The organism is Sphingomonas sp. jy18 (assembly GCF_056931895.1).
In genome coordinates, this window is the sequence record NZ_JBXPBT010000001.1 from 316,263 (window position 1) to 329,193 (window position 12,931).

Genomic DNA, 12,931 nt, shown 5'->3' on the forward strand with positions numbered 1-12,931 from the left:
CACACGCAAACAGGGCCGCCGGTCGCCCGGCGGCCCCGCTCGAAACTCGGTATCCGACTCAGTTGGGGCTGGTCGGGCTGTCGTTGGTGCCATCGGCAGCAATCACCGTGGCCGCAATAATGGCTGCGATCGCTGCAAGGAGAAGCAGAAGCTCTTCCGCACTGAGGCCACCGTCTTCGGCCTGCGCCATGCGCTGATCCATCGCGCTGTTGGCGCGAAGATCTTCAAACTGCGCGGTGGCAGCGGAGGCGGCGACGGGAGCAGTCACCATGGACAGGGCAGCGAAAGCCGCAGCCGCTTTAGAGAGGAAGGTCATCGAAATCTCCACTGGTGGTTTTGCACAATCTTTTAGAGTGGACACGACCTATTGGCCTGAGCCCCGCATTCCCGCTCTGACGATGGTTACTAACGCCCGGATTCGCGAAAAGCAAGCCAATCTGCAAACAATTGCGGTGCAGTGCAGCAAAAAGCCGTCCTGCAGCCACCACGGCATGCCCTTAATGGCAAGCCGTGAAAGCCAGGTTAACCGCGCATTGCGCTGTCGAAAGCCTCGTGCGTCACCGGATAGCCGCAGTCATCGCGAATGCACAGATAACGTTGTCCGTCACGCACCTCGACCCACGGCGTGATGCGGCGCGGCTCGTATCGCTGCGCCGATTCGACGGCGTCCGCAAAGCTCGCAAAATGCGAAAGACGTTCGAGATTACGGCGCGTGGGAAAGATGATGTCGATCGCGCCCGAATCGGCCCGTTGCAGCGTGTCGGCCGCGCTCGCCCAGAACAGATCGCTGTTTTCCCCGGCATGCACGCTGAGTTCCGGCAATGCGCCTTCGGTGCGCGCCAGATAGAATCGGGCATCGAACACGCGGGCGTGGGCGAAATTGGGCCGCCACCGCGCGAAAGGGACAAGCGCGTCGAGATCGAGTCGCACGCCATGCGTGTCGATCAGCGTCGACAGCGGCTGCTCCGCCATCAGCCCATGGCGAACGGCCGCGAGCCGCTCCGGGCCGTGGCTGCTGGCAATGCCGACACCCAGCCCCGTCTCTTCCAAAGTCTCGCGGATCGCGGCGACACGCGCGGCTGCATCGGCCATTACCAGCGAATCGCCGCGCAACTGTTCGGCCAGCCGGAAATCGTCGTCATCCACGCGCCCGCCGGGAAAGACGGCGGCCCCGGCGGCGAACTTCATCGCCTTCGATCGCCGCACCATCAGCAGTTGCGGCGGCTGCGGTGCATCGTCCTCGCGAAAGATCACCAGCGTCGCGGCAGGATGCGCGGGGGTCAGCCCGGTCTCATCGTCATCGTCGCTGAACACATAGGCCGCTGGCCCATCGGTGGCGTCATCGCCCGGGTCTGTGCTGCTCATTGCACCGTCTTGCGCGCAGAGCCGCAACGATGCAACCGCCGCCGCCCGGCGCCTAGCCCCTATCCGGTGCCGGCAATGCGGTGGCGATACGCCCTCGGCGAAATGCCGAAGCGCTCATGGAATCGCGAGGCGAAATGGGAGGGCGATGCGAAGCCCAGCGCATAGCCGATTTCCGACAGTTGCAGCCCTGTCGTGGCGATCTTGCGCGCCGCGACATGCAGCCGGAACGACATCGCATAATCGGTGTAGCTGCAGCCGAACAAGGCCGAGAACCGCCTCGAGAAATAGGCGGGCGACAGGTGGCAGAGGGTAGCTGCGTCCTTCAGCGGCAGCGGCTGGCCCGGCGCAGCCCGCAGCTGCTCGATCACCGGCAGGAACCGCGCCAGTTCCACGCTGCGCCCCGGTTGCTCGTCCGGTGTCTCGCGCGGCGCGACGCACAGGCTGTGCATGATCAGCGCCACGATCTGGTCGATCAACGGATCGGCCGGGTTGGCGGTCGATACGTCGACCAGCCAGTCGGACAGCATCGCCAGACGGGCGCGCCCTGCAGCCGTCGGCTGCACGCACAGTGGTGCGGTCGGCACTTCGACGGTGGTAATCTGTTCGAGCACATAAGGATCGACCTGGATCAGCGTCCAATTCTTGGGGCCATCGTAGAATTCGAAATCATGATAATGCATCGACGGCGCGAACACCGCACAGCCCGGCACGATGGCAAAGCGGCTGGACCCGCATTCGAAGCGCCCATGCGTCTCGCCGAACAGCACGATCTCAGCGACATCGTGAAAATGCAGCAGCCTCGACGGGGGCGGCGCCGACGCGGCTACCGATACGCGCGCGACCAGCACGTTGATCCCCAACGGAAGCCCGACAGGCTCGCAAATCGGCTGTGCCACCATGGCGTGACAGGCTGGCACGTTTACCGCCGACCGACAATCCGGGGGGGCGCGGCGATCGATCGGACTCAGGACGCCCTCTCCGCTTCGGCGGGCCGATGCACAGGCACGAAGCTCCACAGCAGCGCAGACATGGCGATGAACAGGCCAGAGAGCGCGAACAACAGCCCCTTGTCGTCAGCAGCGGCCATGAATCTGCCGATGCCAAGGCTGCTCACCAGTTGCGGCAGCACCACCGAGAGGTTGAACAAGCCCATGAACAGCCCCATCCGCGCCGGGGGCACATTGCCGGACAGGATGGCAAACGGCAGGCTGACGATCGCCCCCCAACCGATGCCGCACAGCGCCATCAGCAGATAGAGCTGCCAGGGCTGCGTCACCCACAGCCATATCGCGCCGCAGCTTGCCGCCATCAGCACCAGCGCGGCGACATGCACCGGCAGCGCCCCCGCCACGCGCGCCAGCCGGGCGAGCAGCAGCGGCACTAGCGCGGCGACGCCGTTCATGGCCAGAAAGGCGAAGGCAGTGGTCTGCCCCAGCGCCGTATCGCCCAGTCCCGGCATCCGTCCCTGCAGAAAGCTGACCATATAGACGAAGATCGGCTGCACCCCGAGCCAGCAGAAGGCACTGGCCGCGAGCATGCAGCGCAGTGCCCCTTGTGGGCCCGCCCGCGCATGGAGGGCATGCGCCACCAATCCCAGCGTCGCCACGGCGCACACTGCCTCCGCCGCATAGCCGCCCATCGAACCGCCTGCGAGCCGCACGCCGAGCCCGTAAACATCATAGGCGAAAATGGCCCACAGCGGCGACAGCGCGGCAAGGATCGACCGCGCATCGACACCTGCCCGCGCCTCCGAACTGCCGCCGTCCCAGGCGACAGGGTCGACCCGCTCCTCCCGCAGATTGCGTGGTTCGGCAATCGCCAAGGCCGGCGGGATGGCGAACAGCAGCACGACGACCACCGCGACATAAATCAGCAGATCGTTGCCGAACAGCGCGCCGATGGCATAGGCGGCCACCCCGCAACTGCCCGAAACCAGCTGCATGACGCTATAGGCCGTCGTCCGCTCGGCCCCTTCGGCGGTGACATCGGCGATCAGTGCGCGGGTCGGACTGAATCCGACGTTGACGGCGAGGTCGAGTGCCAGCGCGACGGCGATGGCGACGCCGAGCACGCCGGAAAGCCCGATGGTTTGGGACACCAACCCGATCTGCGGCAGCAGCAGGATGGCCAGCGCGGCAATCGCGGCACCGACGATGATGAAAAAGCGCCGCCGGCCACCCCAGAGCCAGACCCTGTCGCTGAGCCCGCCGACCGCCAACTGGCCGACGATGCCGGCAAGCGGGCCGGCCGCCCAGACCAGCCCGATCTCCTCGATGGCGAGCCCGTAGCGAGTCGACAGGATCCAGCTCAGTACCGAGATCTGCACCGACAGGGCAAAACCCATCGCGGTGGCCGGCAGGCTGATCAGCAGCAGAAAGGCCAGTCCGTGCCGCGGCCGGGTGCCAGCCGCGGACGCCTCGCCCGGCAACCAACCCGAACTGTTGTCGACCAAACCGCCCCCCTCTCCGCCGCGCGCCTTTCTTGGCCACCGATGGCCCATGCCGCGTGCATCGATCCTTAGCGTGACGGGGCGCGGCGGTCCGTTGCCAGTGTGTCCGGCATCGTGCCAAACACTGTCAGAAATTTGCGCATCGGGCACCCCTGCCACGGTACGCTGGGCAGCTGCCGGCCGCCAAGCGCAAGATGATGATGGTTTATGGCAGGATATGCGCCACTGCCGCCCGGCGCATCCCCAAGGAAACGCGTGTATGGCGCGAGCATGACCGATCTTCTCGCCTCCGCCGACCTCGACCGCGCCTTTCCCATCGACGCGGCCACGGTCGATGCGTTTCGCCGCGACGGCTTTGTCCATCTGCGCGATGTGCTGCCGCCGGACTTGCTCGAGCATTACGGGCGCGAGATAACCCGCCTGACCATCGCGCTCACCACGCAGACCCTGCCCCTGGCTGAGCGGACCACCTACGACCGGGCGTTTCTGCAGGTCATGAACCTGTGGCAGCACAGCGCCATGGTGCGCGCGTTCGTGTTCGGGAAGACGCTGGCACGGATCGCCGCCGACCTGCTCGAGGTCGATGGCGTGCGCCTCTATCATGACCAGTCGCTCTACAAGGAGCCGGGCGGCGGCATTACCCCGGCGCACGCCGACCAATATTATTGGCCGCTGGCCAGCGACCGCACCGTCACCGCGTGGATCCCGCTGCAGCCTGTGCCGCGTGAGCTCGGCCCCCTCGCCTTCTACGCCGGCAGCCACCGCTCGGCGCTCGGTCGTGACCTGCCGATTTCGGATGAGAGCGAAGCCGCGATCACGGCCGCGATGGAGGCGCAGGACTTCCCCATTGTCGACCAGCCCTTCGCGCTCGGCGATGTCAGTTTCCACGGCGGCTGGCTGTTTCACAAGGCCGGTCCCAACCGCTCGACCACGCCGCGGTCGGTGATGACCATCATCTACATGGATGCGGCGATGCGTCTTGCGGAGCCGGTCAACGATCCGCAGCGGGCCGATCGGGCACAATGGTGTGCCGGCGTCGACGTCGGCGCCGTGATCGACACGCCCGGCAATCCGCTGCTGTTCGCACGGGAGGCGGCATGACGTCAGCCATCAGCCGGCGCGGTATTCTTGCCGGATTGGCGGCCACACCGCTGCTTGGCGCGGCACGGGTGCGGGCGCAGGACGGCCCCGATGCGGCATCGCTGACCCGCTATGTGGATCCGTTCATCGGCACCGACGGCACCGGCCATACCTTCCCCGGCCCCTGCCGCCCGTTCGGCATGATCCAGCCCGGGCCCGACAATGCCGACAATGGCTGGGACTTCACCAGTGGCTACCAGTATCGCGCGCCGCGCATCCTCGGCTTCTCGCAGACCCGCGCCAGCGGCACCGGCATCCCGGAACTCGGGGACCTGCTGCTGCAGCCGACGGTCGATCCGCGCGACGATCTGTCGAGCGGATATGACAAGGCGAGCGAGGTGGCGCGGCCCGGCTATTATGCCGTCCGCCTGACCGACAGCGGCTGCACCGTCGAGCTCGCCTGCTCGCTGCGGGTCGCGCTGCACCGCTATCGCTTCGCGCGGGGCGGGCGCGTGCATGTGCTCGTCGATACCCACCACCGGCTGCGGTTTCTGGATGGCGAACGAGTGACCGCGGCCGACGTGATGCCACGCGCCGATGGCGTCGACGGCACCATATCCTCGGTCAACTGGGCCGAGCGCAGCATGGCCTTCGCGCTCGATTTCGACCGCCCGGTGGCATCGCTGCAGGAATTGCCAAAGCGCCCCGGCCAGATCGCGCCACGCTATCTGCTCGGTTTCGATGTCGGTGACGATGGCCTGCTCCACGCCAAGGCCGCGCTGTCGACCGTCGATGTCGCGGGCGCCCGGGCGAACATGGCCGAAGTGCCGGGCTGGGATTTCGATGCGCTGGTGCGCGATGCCGATGCCGAATGGGCCGCCCTGCTCGGCCGGGTCGCGATCGATGCCGATACCACGACCAAGCGCATCTTCTACACCGCGCTGTACCACCTGCTGTTGCAGCCGAGCACCCTGTCGGATGTCGACGGGCGCTATCGCGGGGCGACTGGCGCGGTCGCGCAAACGCGGGGCCGGGTCTATTATTCGACGCTGTCGCTGTGGGACACGTTCCGCGCCGCCCACCCGCTCTACACAGTGCTGGTGCCCGAGCGCGTCGACGATTTCGTGCTGACCCTGCTCGATCATCACCGCGCGCAGGGGCATTTGCCGCTGTGGCCGATCTGGGGGCGGGAGACCTGGTGCATGATCGGCAATCCCGCCCTGCCGGTCATTGCCGATGCCTGGACCAAGGGCTTTCGCGGCTTTGACGGCGGCGAAGCGCTGGCCGCGATGGTCACCACCTCGACCGTCAACCACCGCCTCGCCGATTGGGACGCGATCGACCATTATGGATACTACCCCAACGATCTCTTTTCCAACGAATCGGTCTCGCGCACGCTGGAAGCCGGGATCGGCGACGCCGCCACCGCGCATATGGCGCGGATGCTGGGCCAAGGCGGCGAGGCGCAGCGCTTCGGCACCCGCGCCGGCAACTACCGGCGGCTGATCGACCCCGAAACCCGGCTCGCCCGCGGGCGCGACAGCCGGGGTGCATGGCGCACCCCGTTCGATCCGCTGCAGACCACCTCGCCGCTGGGCACGCCCGGCGATTATACAGAGGCCAATGCCTGGCAATATAGCTGGACCCCGGCCCTCCACGACATCCCCGGCCTGATCGCGGCGATGGGCGGGCGGGGCGCCTTCACGGCGATGCTCGACCGGTTTTTCTCCATCCATGGCCCTGGCGAGGACCGGCATCAGGGGCAGGAGGGGCTGATCGGCCAATATGCCCATGGCAACGAGCCGAGCCATCACATCGCCTGGCTCTATGCCCACAGCGCGCGGCCGGAGCGCGGGCCGGAACTGGTCGCCGAGATCGCCCGGCGCTTCTACAACGACACCCCGCACGGCATCACCGGCAATGACGATTGCGGGCAGATGAGCGCTTGGTACGTCTTCGCGACCTTGGGCCTATACCCCGCCGATCCGTTTCGCGGCAGCTATGTCCTCGGCCGCCCGCTGGTCGACCATGCGCAGATCGCCCTCGCAGCAGCGCGCCCGTTGACGATCGAACGGCGCGGTGCGGCTGCCACTCGCCCGTCCCTGAACGGCCGCACCATCGCCCACCCCACCCTGCCACACCATCGCCTGACGCAGGGCGGGCAGTTGCTGTTCGGTGGGGGAAGGGCCTGACCGTCCACTACCACAGCGCCGGCGCCGTTGCCCATCTGCCAATGCCAGTGCGGATGCGCGATTGTCTGTAGAAAATTGGCACCGCAAGCATTGGCATTGACCGACCCAGCGACAGTTGCAACACAGCACCGATGCCCAAGCTGACGCGCCGCACCCTGATCGCCGGAGGAGCCGGGACGCTCGCCGCCGCGCCGTTGCTCGCGCAAGGGTCAGGCCTGATCGACCTTGGCCTGCCCGGCGGGCCGGGTGAGCGGCCACTGGCGCCGCGTTTCCCCGGCAAGGGCGAGATGATCGTGCAGCGGGTCCGCCCGCCGCTGCTCGAAACCCCGATGGCGGTATTCGATACCGGCACCATCACCCCCAATGACCGCTTCTTTGTGCGCTGGTCGGGCGGGCAGATGCCGACGGCCATCGACCCTGATGCCTTCCGCCTGACCCTGCGCGGTGCAGTACGCAATCCCCGGCAGCTGACCCTCGCCGAGGTCGCGGCAGTCGGCGAGACGGTGGAGGTCACCGCGATCAACCAGTGCGCTGGCAACAGCCGCGGCTTCTCCCAGCCGCGCGTGCCGGGCGCGCAATGGGGCCATGGCGCGATGGGTAATGCGGTGTGGCGCGGCGTGCGCTTGCGGGACCTGCTGGACCGGGCCGGCATTACCGGCAACGCCCGGCGCGTGCGCTTCGCCGGGCTCGACGTTCCGCTGCTTCCCGGCGCGCCGCAGAAGATCAAGTCGATCCCCATCGACGTGGCACGGCGGGACGATGTGATCGTCGCCTGGGGCATGAACGGGGAGATGCTGCCACTGCTGCACGGCTATCCGCTGCGTGTCATCGTCCCCGGCTGGTTCGCTACTTACTGGATCAAGATGCTGTCGGACATCGAGGTGCTGACCAGCGACGAGGACGACAGCTATTTCATGGCCAAAAGCTACCGCCTGCCCGCCGTGCCGGTGCAGCCGGGCGACAAGGATTTCCCGACCATCCCCGTCACCACCATGGGCCCGCGCTCCTTCATCACCAGCCACACCGATGGCGCGCGCGTGCCGCCGGGACGTCCGCTGGAGCTGCGCGGCATCGCCATGGGCGGCGACTGCGGCGTGGCAAAGGTCGACATCCTCGCCAACGGTCGCACCATCCCCGCCACGCTGGGCCCGGACGAGGGCCCGCACGGCTTCCGCCGCTGGACGGCGACCATCCCTGCCGCCGCCGGTCTGGTCGGCCCGCGCTGCACCAACACGCAAGGCGTCGCCCAGCCGCTCGAAGCGACATGGAACCCCAGCGGCTATGCCCGCACCGTCGTCGAAACCATCCGGTTAGAGACCGCATGATCCGCCCGTCCCGCACCCTTGCCGCGCTTGCCATAATGCTCGCGCTCGGCGCCTGTCAGGACAGCGCCCCGGACTTTGCGCCGATGGACATCGCTCTGCCGCAGGACGACATCGCCCTGCCCGAGCGGCCGGGGGTGGAAGCGGTCACCGCCAACTGCACGGCCTGCCATTCCGCCGACATGATCCTCAACCAACCCGCCCTCACCCGCGCGCAATGGCAGAGCACGCTGACCAAGATGCGCGAGGTCTACAAGGCGAGTATCGATAGCGAAGCGGAAACGGCGATCCTGGATTATCTCGAAGCGCAGAGCGCGGCGGTAACCGCGTCCTCAGGCCGCCCCGCAGCCCCCTAGGTCAGGCCCTTACGGGTCGATATCCTGCCCGCCCTGCAGGAAACGCTTGGATCGCCACAGCAGATGCGTTGCACCGCCAGGATGGCCATGCAGCGCCTCGCCCATCATCTGCGCAAGCCCGCGCCGGTGCAGGTCGACCCCGGTCAGTCCCGGCGGGTCATCCTCGGCGAGCGCATCGAATGTCTCGAACGCCTGCCGCAACACCCCGGCATCGTCGCGACGCAGCGGGAAAAAGCCGTCGTCGCCATACAATGTCCCGCCCAGCTTGGCCGCTTCCGCCTCGAAATAGCCGAGCATTGCCACCACACGGTCATCCATCGCCGCATCGCGCCCGCGCGGCAGACTGAACTGGAGCGCAGTTCGCCGCTCTGATCCCAGCGCAATCGCCTGATCCTCCGTCTTAGCCTGGTCTGCCGCAAACCAGGCCGATCGCTGCAGGCTGAACAATTCGCCGAAACACAGGAAGGCAAAGGCGCACAGCCGCAGCCGGTCGATCTGGTCAGGCACCGCCTCCGCATAGTCGGAGTCGGCCCGCCACACCGACCATGCGCCGACACCGTCGCACGCCGTCTCGATCGCCAGCTTGCCAGGCACGCTCTGCTGCCGCTGCGCGACCAGCTCGGCCAGCGATCCGTCGCCCAGCGTCGTCAGCGCAGCCAGCCAGCCCGCCGGGTCGAGCCGCTCGAAATAATGGCCCAGTTCATGTCCACCGACGATGGCTGTCATCACGTTGGATATGGTCCGAGCCCGCGCGCCCAGTGCCGGGTCGGCGGCGGCGGCAGCAAACAGCGGCCGCATCACATCCTGCTCGTAGGCGATGGTCTCGATCAGCAGCGCCCGACCGATCAGGCAGTTGCCACGATACAGCGCACATTCGGCATAGATTTTCTTGAAATTGTGCCGCAGCGCCGCGAGCAGTGCTGCCTCCCCCTGCGCGCCATGGTGGAGCATCACCAGCGCCAGGTTATAGGCGTGTGACGCGAGGAATCCGTTGGAAACAACGAACAGGCGCCCGCCCGCTTCCACCAGCGACAGTCCGAAGATGTGGGCATAGAGACTGGCATAGTGGAGCGGCAACCCGCCCGCCTCGCCGGTCGGAATGGCGTCGTCACCGACTTGCAGCAGCCGATAGCCCGTCGGCAACTTGAGCTTCAACCTGCCAACGGCGACGGCAAGATCCAACGGCCCTGCCGCCGCTGTCATGCCGACTGCATTTCCTTGATCTTGTCGAGCAGCAGCGCCGCCTGATCTGCGGAATAGCCGTCTAGGGCGATCTCCTGCGTCTCGCCATCCTTGGTCCGGGCAAACCGCACCTTGGATCCACTGATCGCCTCCTGCCTGGCGGAAAAGAAGCCCAATATGCTCGCCAGCACATCCTTGCCGACGGTCAACAGCGCAGCAATGCTGATCTGCCCGCCGAAATTGTCCGCCTCGGTCACCTCGCCATCGGGAAACATCGTCCGGAATTGCTGCGCCAGCGCCTCGTCCTGCGTATCGAAGACAAACGCCAGATCGATCGCATCATGCTCTGCCATGTGCCGCCCTCCTGCACCAACCGCATCTCGCGCAGTAAAGCACAAGTCGATGACAAATGGCAGACAAATACTGGAACTAGGGCCTTTGCAGGAACGGAAGGTGTTGTCCGTGCCGCGTCGCCTCAGAACCCCACGAACACCGCCGCCTCATCCACCGACTTGCGTTCCGAGACCACCGCATTTGCCGGAAAGTCCTCGTCCGGCCAGCCCAGCGCGATGCTCTTCATGATCACCTGGTCCTCGGCGATGCCGGCATGTTCGCGCACCACCGGGGATTGCATGATGCCCTGGCTGTTGATCACCGCGCCCAGCCCGCGCGACCAGGCGGCGTTGACCAGCGCGGTGGCGACCGCACCGCAATCGAACGGCGCATCGTCGCTTTCCGCCAGCACGCGATCGTAGGTGACGATCACGCACACCGGCGCGTCGAACTGGCGGAAACCGCGCATCACCCAGTCCTGTCGCGCCTCGGCATCGTCCCGGGCGATGCCCATCGCCGAGAACAACTGCTTGGCCACGCCGATCTGCCGCTCGCGATGGACGCCGGTAAAGCCGCCGCTGCCGATGCGAAACTCGCGCGATTGCGGCACCCCGGCCAGCATTCGCTCGCAGTTGCCCTGCCGGATGCGGTTCAGCGGCTCGCCGGTGATGACGTAGAAGTTCCACGGCTGGCTGTTCATCGACGAGGGCGCGCGCATCGCCAGCGTGAGTATCTCCTCGATCAGCGCGCGCGGCACCGGATCGGGCTTGTACCCCCGGATGCTGCGGCGACCCATGATCACCTCGTCGAAGCCCATGCTCATTCGACTGTCACGCTCTTTGCCAGGTTGCGCGGCTGGTCGACGTCGGTGCCCTTGGCGCAGGCGACATGATAGGCGAGCAACTGCACCGGCACAGCATAGACCAGCGGGGCGATCAGCGGGTGGACCATCGGCATTTCGATGGTCGCCATGCAGCCTTCGCCGGCTTCGGCGATGCCTTGGGCGTCGGAAATCAGCACGATCTTGCCGCCGCGGGCGCGCACTTCCTGCATGTTGCTGACGGTCTTTTCGAACAGCGGGCCGCTCGGCGCGATGACGATCACCGGCACCGCCTCGTCGATCAGCGCGATGGGCCCGTGCTTCATCTCGCCCGACGCATAGCCCTCGGCGTGGATGTAGCTGATCTCCTTGAGCTTGAGCGCGCCTTCGAGCGCCAGCGGATAGTCCGGCCCGCGTCCCAGATAAAGCACATCACGCGCCGGGGCGATGAGGTGCGCCATTGCAGCAATATCCTCGTCATGCGCCAGCGCGGCGTTCAATGCGGCGGGGGCTTCGGTGAGGTGGCGCACCACCTCTTGCTCCTCGGCACGGTTCATCCGCCCTTTCTTGACCGCCAGATGCGCGGCGAAAGCGGCGAGCACGGCGAGCTGGCAGGTGAAGGCCTTGGTCGAGGCGACGCCGATTTCCGGCCCGGCATGGGTGGGAAGCAGCAGGTCCGCTTCGCGTGCCATGCTGCTGGTCGGCACATTGACGACGACGGCGATGGTCTGGCCCTGCTCCTTGCAATGCCGTAGCGCCGCGAGCGTGTCCGCTGTTTCCCCCGACTGGCTGATGAACAGCGCAAGCCCGCCTTCTTCCAGCACCGGATCGCGGTAGCGGAACTCGCTCGCGACATCGATGTCGACCGGCACCCGGGCGAAGGTTTCGAACCAGTATTTCGCCACCATGCCCGCATAGAAGCTGGTGCCGCACGCCACGATGGTGATGCGTTTCACGCCAGCGAGATCGAAGTCCATCTGCGGCAGCGCCACCTGCGCCTCGACCGCGCGGATGTAGCTTTGCAGCGTCTGTGCCACGACGGTCGGCTGCTCGAAAATCTCCTTCTGCATGAAGTGGCGATAGGGCCCCTTCTCGACCGCGGCGGCGGTGACGCCGGAGATGGTGATGGCGCGCTCGACCGGCTGGTTATCCTTGTCGAAAATCTGCGCGCCGTCGCGGGTGACGATCACCCAGTCACCCTCTTCCAGATAGGCGATGCGCTGGGTCAGCGGTGCGAGCGCCAGCGCGTCCGAGCCGAGGTAGGTCTCGCCATCGCCATAGCCGACCACCAGCGGCGAACCCAGCCGCGCACCAATCAGCATGTCGGGGTCGGAACGGAAGGCGATGGCCAGTGCGAACGCCCCGCGCAGCATCGGCAACACCGCCTTGACCGCAGCGACGGGCGCATGCCCCGCCTCGACCAGTTCGGAAACCAGATGCGCGACGACCTCGGTATCGGTCTCGCTTTCGAACCGGCGGCCGCGGGCCATCAGCGCGTCGCGCAGCGGCTTGAAATTCTCGATGATGCCATTGTGGACCAGCGCCACCTCTCCCGTCGCGTGCGGGTGCGCGTTGGAGGTGGTCGGCGCGCCATGCGTCGCCCAGCGGGTGTGGGCGATGCCGATCAGGCCGGGTGCGGGATTGCCGGCCAATTCCCTGACCAGATGCACCAGCTTGCCCTCGGCGCGGCGGCGCACCAGCTGGCCTTCGTGCACGGTGCAGACGCCGGCGGAATCATAGCCGCGATATTCCATGCGCCTGAGGCCATCGACCAGTCGGTCCGCCACCGGTTCCTTGCCGACAATTCCGATAATTCCGCACATGAGCCAACG

General features: G+C 66.7%; 12 protein-coding genes. 4 read left to right on the top strand and 8 right to left on the bottom strand.

All coding sequences use genetic code 11. The annotated features are described in order from the left end of the window. Positions 1-58 precede the first annotated feature (58 nt). From AC0QC4_RS01540 to AC0QC4_RS01555, 4 genes are all read right to left on the bottom strand, one after another. Positions 59-316: a hypothetical protein gene (locus tag AC0QC4_RS01540; RefSeq protein WP_483657951.1), complete on the bottom strand. Its 258-nt coding sequence runs from the start codon at positions 314-316 to the stop codon at positions 59-61. Between the two features lie 206 nt (positions 317-522). After that, positions 523-1,365, bottom strand: coding sequence for an NUDIX domain-containing protein (locus AC0QC4_RS01545; RefSeq protein ID WP_483657952.1), 843 nt, complete (start codon positions 1,363-1,365; stop codon positions 523-525). Between the two features lie 59 nt (positions 1,366-1,424). Further along, on the bottom strand, positions 1,425-2,225 hold the full coding sequence (locus AC0QC4_RS01550) for a helix-turn-helix transcriptional regulator (protein ID WP_483657953.1): 801 nt from the start codon (positions 2,223-2,225) through the stop codon (positions 1,425-1,427). A gap of 104 nt (positions 2,226-2,329) precedes the next feature. Then, complete coding sequence (locus AC0QC4_RS01555) at positions 2,330-3,817, bottom strand: MFS transporter (protein ID WP_483657954.1); 1,488 nt, start codon at positions 3,815-3,817, stop codon at positions 2,330-2,332. A 267-nt stretch (positions 3,818-4,084) separates the two neighbouring features. Between AC0QC4_RS01555 and AC0QC4_RS01560 the strand changes: the two genes are divergently transcribed. The 4 genes from AC0QC4_RS01560 to AC0QC4_RS01575 all read left to right on the top strand — a co-directional run bounded on the left by AC0QC4_RS01560 (position 4,085) and on the right by AC0QC4_RS01575 (position 8,764). Next, positions 4,085-4,915, top strand: coding sequence for a phytanoyl-CoA dioxygenase family protein (locus AC0QC4_RS01560; protein ID WP_483657956.1), 831 nt, complete (start codon positions 4,085-4,087; stop codon positions 4,913-4,915). Then, complete coding sequence (locus AC0QC4_RS01565; protein WP_483657957.1) at positions 4,912-7,086, top strand: GH92 family glycosyl hydrolase; 2,175 nt, start codon at positions 4,912-4,914, stop codon at positions 7,084-7,086. The genes AC0QC4_RS01560 and AC0QC4_RS01565 overlap by 4 nt, the downstream gene beginning before the upstream one ends. Positions 7,087-7,217: 131 nt before the next feature. Continuing rightward, the gene (locus tag AC0QC4_RS01570; protein ID WP_483657958.1) at positions 7,218-8,411 is read left to right on the top strand and encodes a molybdopterin-dependent oxidoreductase; all 1,194 of its coding nucleotides are present in this window, start codon (positions 7,218-7,220) and stop codon (positions 8,409-8,411) included. Then, a complete protein-coding gene (locus AC0QC4_RS01575; RefSeq protein ID WP_483657960.1) occupies positions 8,408-8,764 on the top strand; it encodes a cytochrome c in 357 nt (118 codons plus the stop codon). The genes AC0QC4_RS01570 and AC0QC4_RS01575 overlap by 4 nt, the downstream gene beginning before the upstream one ends. Before the next feature lie 9 nt (positions 8,765-8,773). Here the strand turns inward: AC0QC4_RS01575 and AC0QC4_RS01580 are convergent, their stop codons facing one another. The 4 genes from AC0QC4_RS01580 to glmS all read right to left on the bottom strand — a co-directional run bounded on the left by AC0QC4_RS01580 (position 8,774) and on the right by glmS (position 12,922). Beyond that, entirely contained in the window at positions 8,774-9,967 is a 1,194-nt protein-coding gene (locus AC0QC4_RS01580; RefSeq protein WP_483657961.1) for a hypothetical protein, read from the bottom strand. Further along, entirely contained in the window at positions 9,964-10,299 is a 336-nt protein-coding gene (locus tag AC0QC4_RS01585; RefSeq protein ID WP_483657962.1) for a hypothetical protein, read from the bottom strand. Before AC0QC4_RS01585 ends, AC0QC4_RS01580 begins: the two co-directional genes overlap by 4 nt. Positions 10,300-10,421: 122 nt before the next feature. Beyond that, positions 10,422-11,096: a nitroreductase gene (locus AC0QC4_RS01590; protein ID WP_483658633.1), complete on the bottom strand. Its 675-nt coding sequence runs from the start codon at positions 11,094-11,096 to the stop codon at positions 10,422-10,424. Between the two features lie 2 nt (positions 11,097-11,098). Then, positions 11,099-12,922: a glutamine--fructose-6-phosphate transaminase (isomerizing) gene (gene glmS / locus AC0QC4_RS01595; RefSeq protein ID WP_483657963.1), complete on the bottom strand. Its 1,824-nt coding sequence runs from the start codon at positions 12,920-12,922 to the stop codon at positions 11,099-11,101. Positions 12,923-12,931: the final 9 nt, after the last annotated feature.

Coding starts and splice junctions, on each gene's coding strand:
- AC0QC4_RS01540 (WP_483657951.1), bottom strand. CDS start 316: ATGACCTTCCTCTCTAAAGCGGCTGCGGCTTTCGCTGCCCTGTCCATG.
- AC0QC4_RS01545 (WP_483657952.1), bottom strand. CDS start 1,365: ATGAGCAGCACAGACCCGGGCGATGACGCCACCGATGGGCCAGCGGCC.
- AC0QC4_RS01560 (WP_483657956.1), top strand. CDS start 4,085: ATGACCGATCTTCTCGCCTCCGCCGACCTCGACCGCGCCTTTCCCATC.
- AC0QC4_RS01565 (WP_483657957.1), top strand. CDS start 4,912: ATGACGTCAGCCATCAGCCGGCGCGGTATTCTTGCCGGATTGGCGGCC.
- AC0QC4_RS01570 (WP_483657958.1), top strand. CDS start 7,218: ATGCCCAAGCTGACGCGCCGCACCCTGATCGCCGGAGGAGCCGGGACG.
- AC0QC4_RS01575 (WP_483657960.1), top strand. CDS start 8,408: ATGATCCGCCCGTCCCGCACCCTTGCCGCGCTTGCCATAATGCTCGCG.
- AC0QC4_RS01580 (WP_483657961.1), bottom strand. CDS start 9,967: ATGACAGCGGCGGCAGGGCCGTTGGATCTTGCCGTCGCCGTTGGCAGG.
- AC0QC4_RS01585 (WP_483657962.1), bottom strand. CDS start 10,299: ATGGCAGAGCATGATGCGATCGATCTGGCGTTTGTCTTCGATACGCAG.
- AC0QC4_RS01590 (WP_483658633.1), bottom strand. CDS start 11,096: ATGGGCTTCGACGAGGTGATCATGGGTCGCCGCAGCATCCGGGGGTAC.
- glmS (WP_483657963.1), bottom strand. CDS start 12,922: ATGTGCGGAATTATCGGAATTGTCGGCAAGGAACCGGTGGCGGACCGA.